Annotated in this window: 12 protein-coding genes and 1 tRNA gene; 6 read left to right on the top strand and 7 right to left on the bottom strand. The window is 66.9% G+C overall.

Annotated features, from left to right (window positions below):
• Positions 1-19 precede the first annotated feature (19 nt).
• Together lat and ACFYOW_RS32875 are read right to left on the bottom strand one after the other, a co-directional pair.
• The gene (gene lat / locus ACFYOW_RS32880; RefSeq protein ID WP_387293959.1) at positions 20-1,369 is read right to left on the bottom strand and encodes an L-lysine 6-transaminase; all 1,350 of its coding nucleotides are present in this window, start codon (positions 1,367-1,369) and stop codon (positions 20-22) included.
• A 64-nt stretch (positions 1,370-1,433) separates the two neighbouring features.
• Positions 1,434-1,886: an Lrp/AsnC family transcriptional regulator gene (locus ACFYOW_RS32875; protein ID WP_040686931.1), complete on the bottom strand. Its 453-nt coding sequence runs from the start codon at positions 1,884-1,886 to the stop codon at positions 1,434-1,436.
• 109 nt (positions 1,887-1,995) lie between these two features.
• Here ACFYOW_RS32875 and ACFYOW_RS32870 point away from each other — a divergent pair, with 109 nt between their 5' ends.
• Positions 1,996-3,525 (top strand): aldehyde dehydrogenase family protein, encoded by a 1,530-nt coding sequence (locus ACFYOW_RS32870; RefSeq protein WP_387293958.1) that lies wholly within the window; start codon positions 1,996-1,998, stop codon positions 3,523-3,525.
• Positions 3,526-3,695: 170 nt separating this feature from the next.
• Positions 3,696-3,769: transfer RNA gene (locus ACFYOW_RS32865), tRNA-Met, on the top strand.
• Positions 3,770-3,930: 161 nt separating this feature from the next.
• On the opposite strand, the gene ACFYOW_RS32860 is transcribed toward ACFYOW_RS32865, so the two are convergent.
• On the bottom strand, positions 3,931-4,281 hold the full coding sequence (locus tag ACFYOW_RS32860; protein WP_387294067.1) for a hypothetical protein: 351 nt from the start codon (positions 4,279-4,281) through the stop codon (positions 3,931-3,933).
• On the opposite strand from ACFYOW_RS32860, the gene ACFYOW_RS32855 reads away from it, so the two are divergent.
• Positions 4,166-4,429, top strand: coding sequence for a DUF3761 domain-containing protein (locus tag ACFYOW_RS32855; protein WP_387294059.1), 264 nt, complete (start codon positions 4,166-4,168; stop codon positions 4,427-4,429). The two genes, ACFYOW_RS32860 and ACFYOW_RS32855, sit on opposite strands and share 116 nt — an antisense overlap.
• Here the strand turns inward: ACFYOW_RS32855 and ACFYOW_RS32850 are convergent.
• Positions 4,369-4,509, bottom strand: a complete 141-nt coding sequence (locus ACFYOW_RS32850; protein WP_387294066.1) for a hypothetical protein — start codon at positions 4,507-4,509, stop codon at positions 4,369-4,371. The two genes, ACFYOW_RS32855 and ACFYOW_RS32850, sit on opposite strands and share 61 nt — an antisense overlap.
• 501 nt (positions 4,510-5,010) lie before the next feature.
• Between ACFYOW_RS32850 and ACFYOW_RS32845 the strand changes: the two genes are divergently transcribed.
• Entirely contained in the window at positions 5,011-8,478 is a 3,468-nt protein-coding gene (locus ACFYOW_RS32845; protein WP_387293957.1) for an indolepyruvate ferredoxin oxidoreductase family protein, read from the top strand.
• 256 nt (positions 8,479-8,734) lie between these two features.
• Here ACFYOW_RS32845 and ACFYOW_RS32840 read toward each other — a convergent pair whose 3' ends face one another.
• Both ACFYOW_RS32840 and ACFYOW_RS32835 read right to left on the bottom strand, forming a co-directional pair.
• Positions 8,735-9,574, bottom strand: coding sequence for an SDR family oxidoreductase (locus tag ACFYOW_RS32840; protein WP_387293956.1), 840 nt, complete (start codon positions 9,572-9,574; stop codon positions 8,735-8,737).
• Positions 9,571-10,518, bottom strand: coding sequence for a patatin-like phospholipase family protein (locus ACFYOW_RS32835; RefSeq protein ID WP_387293955.1), 948 nt, complete (start codon positions 10,516-10,518; stop codon positions 9,571-9,573). Before ACFYOW_RS32835 ends, ACFYOW_RS32840 begins: the two co-directional genes overlap by 4 nt.
• Positions 10,519-10,587: 69 nt before the next feature.
• On the opposite strand from ACFYOW_RS32835, the gene ACFYOW_RS32830 reads away from it, so the two are divergent.
• A complete protein-coding gene (locus ACFYOW_RS32830) occupies positions 10,588-11,217 on the top strand; it encodes a TetR/AcrR family transcriptional regulator (protein WP_387293954.1) in 630 nt (209 codons plus the stop codon).
• Here the strand turns inward: ACFYOW_RS32830 and ACFYOW_RS32825 are convergent.
• Positions 11,207-11,752, bottom strand: coding sequence for a histidine phosphatase family protein (locus ACFYOW_RS32825; RefSeq protein ID WP_387293953.1), 546 nt, complete (start codon positions 11,750-11,752; stop codon positions 11,207-11,209). The two genes, ACFYOW_RS32830 and ACFYOW_RS32825, sit on opposite strands and share 11 nt — an antisense overlap.
• Positions 11,753-11,889: 137 nt before the next feature.
• Between ACFYOW_RS32825 and ACFYOW_RS32820 the strand changes: the two genes are divergently transcribed.
• Positions 11,890-16,719 carry an ATP-dependent helicase gene (locus ACFYOW_RS32820; protein ID WP_387293952.1) on the top strand — a complete coding sequence of 1,610 codons (4,830 nt, stop codon included), beginning with the start codon at positions 11,890-11,892 and terminating at the stop codon, positions 16,717-16,719.
• Positions 16,720-16,910: the final 191 nt, after the last annotated feature.

Below are 16,910 nucleotides of genomic sequence, written 5' to 3'. Positions count from 1 at the left end.
TCCGTTTGCGGTCGGATAGCTATCCGGCGTCGTTGAGCACCCGATCGAGCGCATCGACCACGGCATCCAGCTCCGATTCGGTAACCGTGAGCGGCGGCCGGAACCGGATGCCGCGTTCGCCGGTGCCGAGAATCAGCACATGCTCGCGTTCCCGCAGCGCGGTCAGCACCTCGTCCCGCAGTTCGGCCGAGGCCAGCGTGATGGCACACATCAAGCCGCGTCCGCGTGGTTCGGTAACCCGAGGATGGTCGGCCGCAAGCTGTTCCAGACGCCGCAGCAGATGCGCGCCGAGCGGCCGTGACCGCTCGATCAGCTCATCGCGCTCGAACACCTCGAGGATGCGCCGGGTCCGCACCATATCGGTGAGGTTGCCGCCCCAGGTGGAATTGATCCGAGAGCTGACCACGAAGACGTTGTCGGGCACCTCGTCCACGCGCCCGCCCGCCATGATGCCGCAGACCTGGGTCTTCTTGCCGAACGCGACGATATCGGGCTCGAGTCCGAGTTGTTGGTAGGCCCAAGTGGTTCCGGTCATGCCGACGCCGGTCTGCACCTCGTCGAGGATGAACAGCGCGTCGTTCTCGTGACAGAGCCGCTGCACGGCCTGCAGGAACTCCGGGCGCATATGCCGGTCGCCGCCCTCGCCCTGGATCGGCTCGGCGATGAAACATGCTATGTCGTGCGGGTTTTCGGCGAAGGCGCGGCGCGCCTGGTCGAGTGCGTGTGCTTCGGCGGCGGCGATGTCGACACCGTTGGCCAGGAACGGCGCATCGATGCGCGGCCAATCGAACTTGGGGAAGCGGGCCGTCTTCACCGGGTCGGTGTTGGTCAGCGACATGGTGTAACCGGTGCGGCCGTGGAACGCTCCGGTCAGATGCAGCACCTTGGTGCCGAGTTCCGGTGCGCGCCCGTGGGATTCGTTATGCCTGCTCTTCCAGTCGAACGCGACCTTGAGCGCGTTCTCCACCGCCAGTCCGCCGCCGTCGACGAAGAACAGGTGCGGTAGCCGGGTATCGCCCAGCACCCGCACGAAAGCTTCGACGAAGCGGGCCATCTCGACGGTGTAGATATCGGAGTTGCTCGGCTTGTTGAGCGCCGCGACGCTCAGTTCCGCGCGGAACTCTTCGTCCTCGGCCAGGGCGGGATGGTTCATGCCGAGGGCATTCGAGGCGAAGAAGCCGAACATGTCGAGGTAGGAGCTGCCGTCTCGTTCGTCGACGATCAGGCAGCCATGGGATTTCCGTAGATCCAGCACCAGGTCGAATCCGTCGGCGAGGATGTGCGCCGACAGGATCTCGTGTACCCGGGAGGCGGGGGTGACCGGTGCAGTGCCACTCCCCGCGCGGGTGCGCTCCAGTTCGATGGTCACATCAGTAGGGTACGAAAATCTTTACGAAAATTCTACGTAATAACGGAGTAATTACGGCCAGAGGCTATCTGTCGTAGAATGTCTGCAAGATGATGGTGCTTCGAGTTCGCACGTTGGCGGTCGCCCTGATCTCCTGCAGCAACTGCTCGAGGTGCCGGGGAGAGGCCACCCGGACCAGCAATACGTAACTCTCGTCACCGGCCACCGAGTGGCATGCCTCGATTCCCGGGATATGTTGCAGCACGGCAGGCGCGTCATCGGGTTGCGAGGGGTCGAGAGGAGTGATGGCGACGAATGCCGACAACAGTTGCCCGAGCGCCTCTGGATCGACATGCGCGGTATAGCCACGGATCACCCCGCGCGCCTCTAGTCTGCGGACCCGCGACTGCACGGCTGAGACCGATAAGCTCGCCTTTTCGGCCAGATTCGACAGGGTGGCGCGACCATCGGCCATCAGTTCACGAATGAGCAGGCGATCGATGTCATCGAGTACGGGTCTTGCCGGTGTATCCGCCATCAGCGAAGGCTAACCCAGCGGAGGCTACTCGTGGCAAAAACTTCTGCTCGTTAACGCACCGTACCCATCCGATATTGTTCGCCGACCCAAAGCTAAAGCGGAGCAACCGATGACAGATACGCTCGACGACCACCTGACCGAGAACCTGGCAACCCGGGCAGCCGAACTGCTGCACACACTCGGCGCACCGACACCGGTCGCGGGCGAGCTGCCCGCACGGACGCCGATCACCGGCGGCACGCTCATGACCCTGCCCGCCGATTCCCTCGACGCTGCGGACGCGGCGATCGAGCGGGCGGCGGCGGCCTTCCGCGGCTGGCGCACCGTACCCGCGCCGGTGCGGGCCGGGGTGGTGCGGCGACTGGCCGAACTACTCACCGCGCACAAGGCCGAACTCGGCGAGTTGGTCACCCTGGAGGCGGGGAAGATCGGCGCGGAGGCCGTCGGCGAGGTGCAGGAGATGATCGATATCTGCGAATTCGCGATCGGTCTCTCGCGCCAGCTCTACGGCAAGACCATGCCCTCGGAGCGGCCCGGACATCGGCTGATGGAGACCTGGCATCCGCTCGGCGTGGTCGGGGTCATCTCGGCATTCAACTTCCCGGTCGCGGTATGGGCGTGGAATACCGCCCTCGCGCTGGTCTGCGGCGACACGGTGGTGTGGAAGCCGTCGGAGACGACACCGCTGACGGCGCTGGCCTGCCACACGCTGCTGCGTCGCGCGGCGACCGATGTGGGCGCGGATCCCGAAGTGCATCAACTGATTCAAGGTGGCGCGGAGGTCGGGTCCCGGCTGGTCGAGGACGAGCGGGTGGCGTTGGTGAGCGCGACCGGTTCGGTGCGGATGGGCCGTACGGTGGCGCCGCGGGTGGCCGCTCGGTTCGGGCGATGCCTGCTGGAGTTGGGCGGTAACAACGGCGCGATCGTCACTCCGACAGCGGATCTGGAGTTGGCGGCGCGCGGCATCGTATTCGCGGCGGCGGGTACGGCCGGACAGCGCTGTACGACCTTGCGTCGGCTGATCGTGCACGCCGATGTCGTCGGGCCGCTGCTGGATCGCGTGGCCGGGGCGTATCGACAACTGCGCGTCGGCAATCCGCTCGATGACGGTGTGCTCGTCGGCCCGCTGATCAACGGCCGTGCCTACGAAGGGATGCGTGCGGCGATCGATCGTGCGCTTGCCGACGGCGGCGAATTGGTCTGCGGCGGTGAGCGAGTCGACGGCTTCGGCGATGAGGCCTTCTACGTGCGTCCCGCGATCGTGCGCATGCCCGCCCAGACCGCCGTGGTCCGCGAGGAAACCTTCGCACCGATCCTGTACGTGCTCACCTACCGCGACTTCGACGCCGCCATCGACCTGCACAACGGTGTTCCGCAAGGCCTTTCCTCGGCCGTCTTCACCGCCGACCAGCGCGAGGCCGAACGCTTCCTCGCCGCCGACGGCTCCGACTGCGGCATCGCCAACGTCAATATCGGCACCTCCGGCGCGGAGATCGGCGGCGCGTTCGGCGGGGAGAAGCAGACCGGCGGCGGGCGGGAATCCGGGTCGGATTCGTGGAAGGCATACATGCGCCGCGCGACCAACACCGTCAACTACTCCGATCAGTTGCCATTGGCGCAGGGCATCCAATTCGGCTGAGCCACAAACTGTCCTGACTTGCGGCGCGTGCCTCGGCGACGGTGTCGCGGTGAACGGTGACCGCGCCGAATAGTGCGCGGCGCGGGCTTTGCGCGGCGCGCACGCATGTGCGGCAGAGCGAATAATCGCTCGCGCGGACGACCGGCATCGACGTAACGTTGCTCGTACGACGCGGGGTGGAGCAGCTAGGTAGCTCGCTGGGCTCATAACCCAGAGGTCGCAGGTTCGAATCCTGCCCCTGCCACTGAGGTCCAGGCCGGTCGGTTCCAAACCGACTGGCCTGGACCTTTTTTCGTCACGGGCGCTGTGCGGCGAGTCGCCGGGAGTGTCGGTAACGGGATGTATGCCAGGCCGATTGAGCGAGTAGCCCAGGCGCCCAAACCTTTAGACCGGCCTGGCAGCATCTCAGTAGGGGAACATGAGTAACCGCTTCAACACTCTCGTCGGCACCGGACTCGCATTCGCGGGTGCGCTCACATTGCTGCTCAGCGGCTGCGCGCCGCAATCGAGCAGCCCCGGCCTCACCGCCGCGACGGCGTCGATCACCACGTCCAAGGTCACCTCGACACCGGTCGCGACGACATCGCCGCAGCCGACCACGACCACCGCCGCTACGACGACCGCATCGCCGACCACCTTGGTGGCACCACCCGCGGCGGCCCCCGCACCGCCTGCGCCGATCGCCTCGGCACCGCCGATAGCAGCCGCCCCGCTCGCACAATCCCAGCAGACCTGCGGCGACGACTCATACCTCAACTCGGACAATCAATGTGTGCACCGCCCGCAGTCCGCACCCGCCGCCCCACCCGGAGCCACCGCGCGCTGCACCGACGGCACCTACAGCTACAGCCAGCACCGCTCCGGCACCTGCTCCCACCACGGCGGAGTAGCCGCCTGGTTGTAACTCCCGGCCACCGCAGCGGCGACTCCGCGGATGAGGTGCACCTGAGCCTCCCGCACACCGGTGATGGGCGTATCGGACACCCCGCCTTCCAAACTGGGCTCCCATACAAGGGGTGGCCAGTTGCGACAAGGGTGCCGGGGGCGCGAACTCACCTGTCCGCATGAACTCGCGTTGCCCGCACGAACTGTTGCGCTGCCCGCACGAATTCACCCAGTCCGCCCGAACTGTTGCGCCAGTTCGCTTGGCACACATGAGTCCCCCGGCGCGCATGAACTCACCTGGCGGGGCGCGAACTTTGCCCGGACCCCGGACTCCGCTGGCGCGTGAGTTTCGCCCGGCGCGGACGAACTTGCCCGGGTGACGCCCGGTGGCGTGATGCAGTTCATCGGCTCGCGTGGCCGGGGTCACATTTCACCTCGCATCCTGCACAGCTCGTGCACACCATATGAGCTGCAGATTGCGCAATCTGCTCAACGTGTCGCACATCAGTTGTGCGTTCAGCTCTTCAAGTACAGGATGGCGGCAAGAAATGCTCAACGAAGCGAAGCGCCTGATCGGTGCCTCGCGGACGGGTGGACTACATGACCGAGCTCGCGGACCGCGAACTGATCCCAGCCCCCTATGACCTGGCCGACCGCTACCGCGTCGGCGCGGGCACCGTTGTCCTCACCGGCGTCCAGGCGATTGCTCGACAGCTGGTCGAGCAGCATGTTCGCGATCTGCGCGCCGGACGCCGGGTCGGCACCTTCGTATCCGGATACCAGGGCAGCCCCCTCGGCGGCGTGGACAAGATGCTCAACGGGATGCCGAATGTGTTGGCCGAGCACGATATTTCGTTCGTCCCCGGATTGAACGAGGAACTCGCGGCGACCTCGGTGTGGGGCAGCCAAGCGGATCTGCCCGCGGGCGCGGCGACCCATGACGGCGTTGTCGGAGTCTGGTACGGCAAGGGTCCCGGTCTCGATCGCGCGACGGACGCACTTCGGCACGCCAATATGTACGGCGCGAATGCCCGTGGCGGTGTCCTGTTGCTGGTCGGCGACGATCCGGCCTCAAAGTCTTCGACCGTGCCTGCGGTGAGTGAGCGGTCGCTGGCCGCAATGGGTATTCCGGTGTTGTTCCCGCGCAACGCCCGCGAGATCATCACGATGGGGCTGCACGGCGTCGCGCTCTCGCGGGCATCGGGATGCCTGGTCGCGCTGAAAATCGTCGCCGATGTCGCCGACGGCGCATGGACAGTCGACGGCTCGGTCGGCGATATCGACATCACCGTCCCCGAGATCGAATGGGAGGGAAGGCCGTTCACCTATCTCCAGCGGCCGATGGCCGCGCCGACGGACAGCGTGCTCGCCGAGGCCGATCTGTACGGGCCGCGCTGGAAAATGGTGCAGGCCTACAGCGCACTCAATCAACTCGATGTCATCGAGGTGAATCCGGCGCGCGCCCACCTCGGCATCGCCGCCACCGGAACCACATTCGACGCCGTGCGCCAGGCGCTGATCGATCTCGGCGTCGACGATGACGCACTGCATCGCGCCGGGGTCCGACTGCTGCGCATCGGCATGCCGTATCCCATCGCACCCGAACGGGTCCGGCAGTTCGCCGATGGGCTCGAGCGGATCGTTGTCGTCGAGGACAAGACCGCTTTCATCGAAACACAGATCCGCGAAATCCTGTACGGCACTGCCGATGCGCCGCAGATAATCGGCAAGCGCGATGCCGAGAACCGGCCGCTGTTCGCGCAGGACGGCGAGCTCACTTCGGGTCGGATCGTGGCACCGTTGCGCCGCGCGCTGCAGGGTCGGCTGGAGATGAAACGACCCTTACCGCAGCCACTGTCGCTTGCGGTTCTGCCCGTGAAGCGGGCCGCCTACTTCTGTAGCGGCTGTCCGCACAACCGGTCCACCGCCGTGCCGGAAGGGTCGATCGCCGGTGGCGGCATCGGCTGCCACACCATGGTGACCATGTCCGGCCGCGAAGACAGCAAGGTGACCGGACTGACCCAGATGGGCGGCGAGGGTGCGCAGTGGATCGGGCAGGCCCCGTTCACCTCGGTGCCGCATCTGTTCCAGAACATCGGTGACGGAACGTATTTCCACTCCGGACAACTCGCGGTGCAGGCGTGTATCGCCGCGGGCGTGAATATCACCTACAAGCTGCTCTACAACGATGTCGTCGCGATGACCGGCGCGCAGGACGCCGAGGGCGCGCTCGCGGTGCCCAAGCTGACCCATAAACTCACCACCGAGGGCGTGCGGCAGATCATCATCTGCGCCGACGAACCGAAGAAGTACCGCAAGCGCGACCTCGCCGCCGGAACCCTGCTCTGGCACCGGGATCGGCTCGACGAAGCCCAGCGCACCCTACGCGACATTCCCGGCGTGACCGTGCTCATCTACGACCAGCACTGCGCCGCCGACGCGCGCCGTCAGCGCAAGCGGGGCACGCTGCCGGTCCGGCGCACCCGGGTGGTCATCAACGAGGCGGTCTGCGAGGGCTGCGGCGACTGCGGCATCAAGAGCAACTGCCTTTCGGTGCAGCCGGTCGATACCGAATTCGGCCGCAAGACCCGCATTGATCAGACCTCGTGCAATACCGACTACAGCTGCATGGACGGCGATTGCCCCTCTTTCGTAACGGTCGAGCTTCCTGCGAAAGCCGAGAAGCGCAAGGCAACTCGACGCCCCGAGCCGCCGATACTGCCCGACCTGTCGAACGACGCACCGGCGACGACCCAGAACGTATTCCTAGCCGGTATCGGCGGCACCGGAATCGTGACGGTCAACCAGGTGCTTGCGACCGCGGCGTTGCGCGCCGGGTACGAGGTGGCGAGTCTGGACCAGATCGGCCTGAGTCAGAAGGCCGGACCGGTCGTATCGCACCTGCGGTTCGCGAGTGGCGAATTGGAACCGGCGAACCGCCTGACGCCGGGTTCGGCCGACTGCATCGTCGCGTTCGACCTGCTCGCCGCCACCGATAACAAGAATCTGGCCTACGGGTCGAAGCAGACCACCATGTCCGTCGCGTCGACCAGTAAGACCGCGACCGGCGAAATGGTCTACGACAAGTCCGTCGCGTATCCCGCAGAGCGCGAACTGCTTTCCCGGCTCGAGCAGGTGTCGTATTCGGTGCGATCGTTCGACGCGCTGGCCGCGGCCGAGGTGCTGTTCGGCAATACCGCGGCCGCCAACTTCCTGCTCGTCGGCGCCGCCTACCAGATCGGTGGCCTGCGCATACCCGCGCCGGCGATCGAGGAGGCCATCGAGATCAACGGCGTTGCGGTGCATGCCAATATCGCGGCGTTCCGATGGGGTCGGGTGGCGATCGCGCGGCCGGACGAGTTCGCCGCTGTCACTGCGCGAAAGACGCACAACCGCGCCGAGATCGCCATTCCGGCAGACCTTTTCGACGGCGTGACCGCGACAGGTGAGACCAGGCGGCTACTCGAACTGCGTGCCGTCGAGCTGATCGGCTTCCAGGGCGTACGCGTCGCGCGCGACTATATCCGCACCGTGCAACGCATTTGGGAGGCAGAGCAACGCGTCACCGATCGCACCGAGTTCAGCGAGCAGGTGGCCCGCGGCCTATACAAGTTCACCGCTTACAAGGACGAATACGAAGTTGCCCGCCGCTTGACCGACCCGGCCTTCCTCGACCAGGTCAGCGAGCAACTCCCCGACGGCGCCAACCTCACCTACCGCCTGCACCCGCCGATCCTGCGCGCCATGGGCCGCACGAAGAAGATCGGCCTCGGCCCACGCAGCCACTTCGCGCTGCGTGTTCTCGCCAAGGGAAAGCGCCTGCGCGGCACCAAGTTCGACCCCTTCGGCTACGCCCACGTCCGCCGCGTCGAACGCGCCTTGCTCGCCCACTACACGGAAATGGTGACCACCCTGGCCACCAACCTCGCCCCAGCCGACTACGACCGCGCCACCCGAGCCGCCGCACTCCCCGACCTGGTCCGCGGCTACGAGGACATCAAACTGGCCAACGTCGAGCTCTACCGAAACAGCCTGCACGACCTCGGCATCGAGCCCCCACAGCTCTAGCCGCGCCCACCGGGCACCCCGTTTCCGCACCCGGCACCCGCATATGGAGTGCCCGGTAGGAGACGGGTTGCCCGGTCGGTTCATATACAGCGAGCGCCGAGGCGTGGGCGGGCGATTTCGGCTGCGGAGCGCAGGCGGCGCAGCCATCGGGCGGGGTGGTCCAGGTCTTGCCAGGCTCAGCGGATGACGATCCAGCCGAGTGCGCGTAAGGCATCTTGTCGAGGAAGTCGACCACGAGGCTGTGGATAAGTTTCGGCTATTCGGTGATCGAACGGACTTGTTGTTCGTACTGCGCGCGGGTTTCGGAGTCGGCGGGGTGCAGGGCGCGGTTGCCGTCGAGGAGTCGGCGAACGAGGCGGACCGCGCGTTCGGGGGCGGCGGCCAGGGCTATGTCGATGGGGCCCAGGTAGTTCGGGACGGCTACTTCGGCCTTGCGGGTTTCGCAGGTTTGCAGGATGGCGGCGGCGACGTCTTCGGGGTCCACGGTGGGCATGCCCTTGCCGAGTGTCAGTCCGGAGGAGAGGCGGGTACGGACAGCCGAGGGCATGACACAGCTGACGCTGACACCCTGCGGTGCGAACTCCAAACGTGTTGCGGCGGAAAGGCCCACGGCGGCGAATTTGCTCGCGTTGTAGACGGCGAGGCCCGCGACCGGGATCTTGCCCGCGAGCGAGGCGACGTTGACGACGTGGCCGCGGCGGCGCTCGATCATGCCGGGCACCACGGCGCGCATGCCGTGGATGAGGCCCCAGACGTTGATATCGATGGTGGCGCGGCCGACCGCGTCGGGCTCGTCGAGGAACGCGCCAGCGGGCATGACACCCGCGTTGTTGACGAGAACATCCACCGCGCCGAAGTCGGCGACGACCTTGTCCCACTGGTCGCGGGCACGAACGTCGAGCTCAAAGACGCGCGCACCGATAGCCGCAGCGGCGGATTCGGCTGCGGCAGTATCGACATCGGCGATAGCGATTTCAGCGCCCTTGGCCGCGAACAGTTCCGCGGTCGACTGTCCGATGCCGCGGCCCGCGCCGGTGATCAGCACCCGCGCACCCTTCAGGTCGATATCCGGATAACCGTGACCGAGAATATTCATGCGAAGACTCCTTGTTCCAACGCTCGGCGGGTGCTGCGCAGACTGTGTTCGAAGGTCTCGACCCGGCGGCGACCGTCCATGAAATTCGGGCCCATCACCGCGAGATCGGCTGCGGTGGCACCGATCACGAGGACGCGCGTACCTGCCGCACGCAACACCGCGACCTCGGCGGCGAGCTGGGCGCTCATGCGAGTGCGCAGCTGCCGCTCCAGAAAATGACCGGGACCGGTCGCGGGGACGTCTTCGACGGAGGCCATCGGCGCGAGCACCAGTACCTCGTCGAGTTGTTGTGCGGCAAGCAGATCCACCGATGCGGTCGAGCCCGCACCGCCATCGATGAAGCGGCGTCCGGCAACGGAAATGGGCGGGAACCAGCCGGGTACCGCCCACGATGCACGCAGCGCCTCACCCAACTTCGCCGACGGTGCGTCGGGCGCGCCGAATGGAACCCGTTCTCCCGTCGCATAGTCCATGGCGACCAGCCAGGTCGCGGGATGAGACACCCAGGAGCGGCCGGGATTCAACCGATCGGCCAGATGTTGCAGCCAGCTCGCATCACCACCGCCGATCGGCAGTAGGCCGCTGCCCGCGGTGAGCAACCGCTGTCCGGTCGCGGGCGCACGCAGGCTCAATGCCAACTCACCCAGCCGCGGCCGGGGCAGCGGCGGGAACCGTCCGGGCTCGGAACGCATATGCGCCGACAGAATCGGATTCGTCGAGGTGCCGCGCTGCATGGCGACGAGTTCCTCGACACCGATACCGCTGCCGAGCAGGGTGACGGTCTCGGCGCCCGCCGAGGTACCGAGCAGCACGTCAGCGTCGCGCGGATCCCAGTCGAGCACCTCGCGGGTGGCGGCCAGCGCGGCGACGATCCAGGCGAACCCGAGCGTGCCGCCACAGCCGATGGCCAGGCCGCGCCGTTGCGACCGGTTTTTGTTACCCATGGTTTCAAACACTAGCAGAATTCAAATACCTACGGTATCCGAAATCCAACGGTACGTAGAATCGGCGGTATGGCACGTCTGACCCGGTCCGAAAGTCAGGCCCGTACCAGGGCCGACCTGATCGCGACCGCACGCGATCTCTTCTTGACCGAGGGCTATGCGAAAACCAGCCTGGAGCGGGTCGCCGAGGAGGCGGGCTATTCGAAGGGCGCGGTCTACTCGAACTTCCGCACCAAGAAGGAACTCTGTCTGGAGGTGCTCGGGCTGATCCACACGACGAAGTTCGGCGAGGTGGCCGATCTGATCGCGGCGGGCGAGACGCTCGACGATCAGCTGGCGCGCTTCCACGAATGGGCCGAACACACCATCGGCGATGTCGGCTGGACCATGCTCGAATTCGAATTCGCCACGGTCGCCCGCGACGATCCGGAACTGCAGGCCGCGCTGGTCTCCAGTCTTGCCATGATGCGCGGCGCCGTCGCGGCGCAGGTGCAGGCGCTTTCGGACACGATCGGAATCCCACTGCCGATGCCCGCAGAGGATGCCGCGACGGCAATCCTGAGCATGGGCATCGGGCTCGGCATGCAGCGGGCCGTCGATCCGTCGCTTCCGGTGCGGCTGATCACCGATGCCGTGCGACTGCTCGTGACGATGGGCGATGGACCGCTGCGCGCGATGAGCCCGGATCTCACGCCGTGAAGTGCAACGTCCATTCGCCGCGGTAATGCAGCCTGGTGACGCTGCCCGGCGGAATGTCGATCCGCCAGAACGATTTCGGCGGCGCGTCCAGGGTCACCAGCAGCGCCGCGCGGATCACCGCCGGATGGGTGACCGCGATGGTGGACATGCCCTCGGAGGCGATTTCGGCCATCCAGTACCTGGTCCGCTCGACCACATCGATCACGGATTCGCCACCGTGACCACGGAACTGTGGGTCGGTCAGCCAGGCATATAGCTCATCCTGCGGCACCGACATCAGTTCGCCGCCGCGCCACGCGCCGGCATCCAGATCGCGCAGCCGGGCGTCCTCCTCGCCCGGAAGTCCCATCAGCGCAGCCGTTTCCACGGTCCGGCGTTCGGGTCCGGTGAGCACGCGCGCCGCGGTCAGGCGGCCATACGCCGCGATTGCTCGGCGACCGGCCTCGGTCAGCGATTCGTCTACTGGAAAACGTGCCTTTCGCATCGCCTCGGTCATGCCATGGCTGACCAGGTCGAGTCTGAGCACCTTTTGCACGGTTGGAAGCGTACGGTGCGGCGCTGGCGGCCGTACTTCGATTGCCACCCCTTCGCTCGGGCCGCGAGCCATTTGCCCGACTCGAGGTATTCCGGCCGCCGCTGCCGGTTGTCGGTGCCCGGGTGCACACTGATGCCATGGCCCAGTTCTCCACCGCGACCCAGGAGTGGTTCGACGGCGCATTTCCCGCGCCCACGGCCGCGCAGCTGGGCGCGTGGCAGGCCATCGCCGCAGGTGAGCACACCTTGGTCGTCGCGCCGACCGGTTCGGGTAAGACGCTGTCGGCCTTTCTGTGGGCCATCGATCAACTCGCGACCCGCCCGAAGCCAGAGGGCAAGGTCGGCACCTCGGTGCTCTATGTGTCACCGCTGAAGGCATTGGCGGTGGACGTCGAGCGGAATCTGCGCGCACCGCTGGTCGGGGTCACCCAGACCGCGAAGCGGCTCGGCCTGGACCCGCCGACGATCACCGTCGGCGTTCGGTCCGGCGATACCAGTCCGGCGGACCGGCGATCGATGCAGCGGACACCGCCCGACATTCTGATCACCACGCCCGAATCACTGTTCCTGATGCTCACCTCCGCGGCCAGGGAGACGCTGAGCGATGTCGGCACGGTGATCGTGGACGAGGTGCACGCCATCGCGGGCGGTAAGCGCGGCGCGCATCTGGCGCTGTCGCTGGCCCGGTTGGATCAACTGATAACAGCGTCGCGTAGCGACTCGATGAGGGGTGGCGGTCGGGCGACGGGTGGGCCCGAGCGGCCCGCGCAGCGGATCGGGCTCTCGGCGACGGTGCGACCGCCCGAGGAGGTCGGGCGGTTCCTGGTTGGAAATGCGCCGATCACCATCGTTTCGCCGCCCGCTCCCAAGACCTTCGATCTGTCCGTGCGTGTGCCGATCGCGGACATGACCGAACCGGGCGATTCCGATCAGCCCGGGTCGATCTGGCCGCATGTGGACGAGGCGATCGTGGATCTGGTGCTGGACCACCGGTCTTCGATCGTCTTCGCGAATTCGCGCAGGTTGGCCGAGCGGCTGACCGCACGGCTCAATGAGGCCTATGCCGCGCGGCTGGGCGAGGCCGTCGAGACCGAACACAAACCGCCCGCCCAACTCGGTGCGTCCACCGAAGTGATCCACGGCGCGGATCCGCTGCTGGCCCGGGCACACCACGGTTCGGTGAGCAAGGAGCAGCGGGCGCTGATCGAGGACGATCTCAAGAGCGGACGGCTGCGCTGCGTTGTCGCCACCAGCAGTCTCGAACTCGGAATCGATATGGGCGCAGTCGATTTGGTGGTGCAGGTGGAGGCGCCGCCGTCGGTGGCGAGTGGGCTGCAGCGGGTCGGGCGGGCCGGGCACCAGGTCGGTGAGATCTCGCGCGGGGTGCTGTTCCCGAAGCACCGCACCGATGTCATCCACTGCGCGGTCGCCTCGCAGCGGATGACGGCGGGGCAGATCGAGGCACTGCAAGTTCCCGCGCATCCCTTGGACATCCTGGCCCAGCAGACCGTCGCGGCCTGCGCGCTCGAGCCCATCGATGTCGACGCCTGGTTCGAAACCGTGCGCGGCACCGGCAATTACGCCTCGCTGCCCAGGTCAGCGTATGAATCGGTGCTCGATCTGCTCGCCGGTCGCTATCCGTCCGACGAGTTCGCCGAATTGCGGCCCCGGCTCGTGTGGGACCGCGACGCGGGCACGCTCACCGGTCGGCCAGGTGCACAGCGGCTGGCCGTGACCTCGGGTGGCGCGATCCCGGATCGTGGCCTTTTCGCCGTCTACATGGTCAGTGAAAAGGCCTCGCGGGTGGGCGAACTCGATGAGGAGATGGTGTACGAATCGCGCGTCGGCGATGTATTCGCCCTCGGCGCGACCAGCTGGCGCATCGAGGAGATCACCTTCGACCGAGTGCTGGTCACACCCGCATTCGGGCAGCCGGGGCGGTTGCCCTTCTGGCATGGTGACGGACTCGGTCGTCCCGCCGAACTGGGAGCGGCGCTGGGCGAATTCATTCGCAAGGCCGGTGTGCACGCACCGAAGGGTGCGGATCCCGACAGCGATGGAAAGAAAAGCTCCTCAACGGACCCAGCAGTCGACGCACTCCTGCGTGGTGCGGGCCTCGACGACAATGCCACCACGAATCTGGTGACGCTACTCGATGAACAACGCACTGCCACCGGACAATTGCCCACCGACAAGACTCTGATCGTCGAGCGCTTCCGCGACGAACTCGGCGATTGGCGGTTGGTGCTGCATTCGCCGTACGGCCTGCCGGTGCACGCACCGTGGGCATTGGCGATCGGCGCGCGGCTGCGGGAGCGGTTCGGCGTGGACGTCGCGCCGAACGCCTCCGACGACGGAATTGTCGTGCGACTGCCCGATACCACCGACGATCCGCCCGGTGCCGAGCTTTTCGTGTTCGAGCCCGATGAGATCGACGACATCGTCACCGAGCAGGTCGGCGGATCAGCGCTGTTCGCATCGCGATTCCGCGAGTGCGCGGCGCGGGCACTGCTGCTGCCCCGACGTGATCCGGGTAAGCGTGCGCCACTGTGGCAGCAGCGGCAGCGGTCGGCGCAATTGCTCGATGTGGCGCGGAAGTTTCCGGACTTTCCGATCCTGCTGGAGACGGTGCGCGAATGTCTGCGTGACGTTTACGATCTGCCGTCGCTGCGGGATCTGCTCGGACGGGTGGCGCGTCGCCAGGTGCGACTCGTCGAGGTCGAGACCGCTACGCCGTCACCATTCGCCAACTCCCTGCTGTTCGATTACATCGGACAGTTCATGTACGACGGGGACAGTCCGCTTGCCGAACGTCGGGCCGCCGCATTGTCGCTCGATTCCAGTCTGCTCGCCGAACTGCTCGGGCGGGTGGAGCTGCGGGAGCTGTTGGACGCCACCGTTATCGAGCAGACCGAGCGGGAATTGCAACGGCTCACACCCGAACGGTTGGCGCGGGATGCGGAGGGGCTGGCCGATCTGTTGCGGTTGCTCGGACCGCTTACTGCCGAGGAAGCCGCGCAGCGGTGCGTCGGCGTTCGAATCGACGATGCAGAGCCCACCGGTGATCCGGCGGAATGGTTCGCCGGCCTGGTGAAATCCAAGCGCGCACTCGAGGTCACGTTCGCCGGACGAGCCTGGTGGGTCGCGGTGGAAGATGCCGCGCGCCTGCGCGACGCGCTCGGCGTACCGCTCCCGATCGGCACCCCCGCCGCATTCATCGAACCGGTCGCCGATCCGCTCGGAGACCTGGTCGGGCGCTATGCCCGCACCCACGGACCGTTCACCACCGAGGCCGTGGCCGCTCGTTTCGGACTCGGCACCGCGGTCGCCGCGACGGCACTGCATCGGCTGGTTGCGGAAAAGCGCGTGGTGGAGGGCGAATTCACACCTGCGGCCAGCGGCTCGGAGTGGTGCGACAGCCAGGTACTGCGCCGATTGCGCCGCCGGTCGCTCGCGGCCGCCCGGCATGAGGTCGAACCGGTCGCCACCGCCGCCTTCGGCCGGTTCCTGCCGTCCTGGCAGCACATCGGCACCGGTGAACTGCGCGGGGTCGACGGGGTCGCGGCGGTGGTGGAACAGCTTGCGGGAGTGCCGATTCCCGCGTCCGCATGGGAATCGCTGGTTTTGCCCGCGCGGGTGCGCGACTACTCACCCGCCATGTTGGACGAGTTGATGGCCACCGGTGAGGTCATCTGGTCCGGGCACGGCGCCATAACCGCAAAGGACGGCTGGATTGCCCTGCACCTGGCCGATCAGGCCCCGTTCACCCTGACACCCGCCGACGAGATCGAACTGTCCGAGGTGCATCTGCGCCTGCTCAACGCTTTGGGCGCATCGATCGCCCCGTGGACGCCCATCGATGCCGATACCGAGCCCGGCACGGGATCAGGCCAGGTCGTATCGCTGGATGATGGTGCAGCACAGGGTGTTTCAGTGGCGCGGGGCAATTCGGCGACGCCGGGCACCTCGGTGACCACCAATGGCTCAGCGGGCCGAGACAGTTCGCCATTGCGACTTCCCCCGGTCCTGCACGGCGGCGGAGCGTACTTCTTCCGGCAACTCTCCGACGCCACCGGAGTCCTCGACGACACCAAAGTGGCGGATGCATTGTGGGAGCTCGTCTGGGCAGGCGTGGTCTCCGGTGACACCTTCGCCCCCGTTCGCGCCCTGCTCTCGGGTACCGCACGGACCACCACCGCCCATCGCACACCACGGCGCGCACCGCGCGGACGGGCCTACCTCCCACGACCGAATATGCCCACCAGATCCGGACCGCCCGCCGTCGCGGGCCGCTGGTCGCTGCTGCCGGAGCGGGTAGTGGACAACACCCTGCGCGCCCACGCAACGGCCGACACCCTGCTGGAACGGTACGGCGTGCTGACCCGCGGTTCGGTGCAGAACGAGGGCGTACCGGGTGGATTCGCGCTCATGTACCGCGTGCTCACCGAATTCGAGGATCGCGGCCGCTGCCGCCGCGGCTATTTCATCGATTCGCTGGGCGGCGCACAGTTCTCCACCACTGATGTGGTGGACCGACTGCGCTCCTTCGACACCGAGCGCACCCGCCCCGGCACCGGCGGACAACGCCGGAGCACCGCATTCGCCTTGGCGGCAAGCGATCCCGCAAACCCCTTCGGCGCGGCACTGCCATGGCCGAAGGGACCGTCCGAGGGCCCGGGCCACCGTCCCGGGCGCAAGGCCGGCGCCATCGTCGTGCTCGTCGACGGCGAACTCGCGCTGTATCTGGAGCGCGGCGGCAAAACCCTGCTCACCTTCACCGAGGACCCGAACATCCGCCAGGCCGCAGCCACCGCCCTGGCCGATCTGGTGCGCGACCGCCGCGTCGACTCACTCGTGATCGACCGGGTCGACGGAGAAACCGTGCACGGCAACACCTTCGCCGGTTTCCTCACCGAGGCCGGATTCTCCGCGACCCCACGCGGCCTCCGACTACGGAGCAAGCCGTGACCCGAGCCACGCACGACGACACCACACCCGCAGCCGCGGCAACGGCCACACGCACGCCGCAAAGCGAGGCCGAATTCTCGGTAACCCCACGCCGCCTCCGACTACGGAGCAAGCCGTGACCCGAGCCACGCACGACGACACCACACCCGCAGCCGCGGCAACGGCCACACGCACGCCGCAAAGCGAGGCCG

The sequence above is a fragment of the Nocardia sp. NPDC006982 genome (genome assembly GCF_042869435.1).
Lineage (GTDB): Bacteria > Actinomycetota > Actinomycetes > Mycobacteriales > Mycobacteriaceae > Nocardia.
Note: the sequence above shows the minus strand (reverse complement) of the source record. Positions and strands in the feature narration are given on the sequence as shown.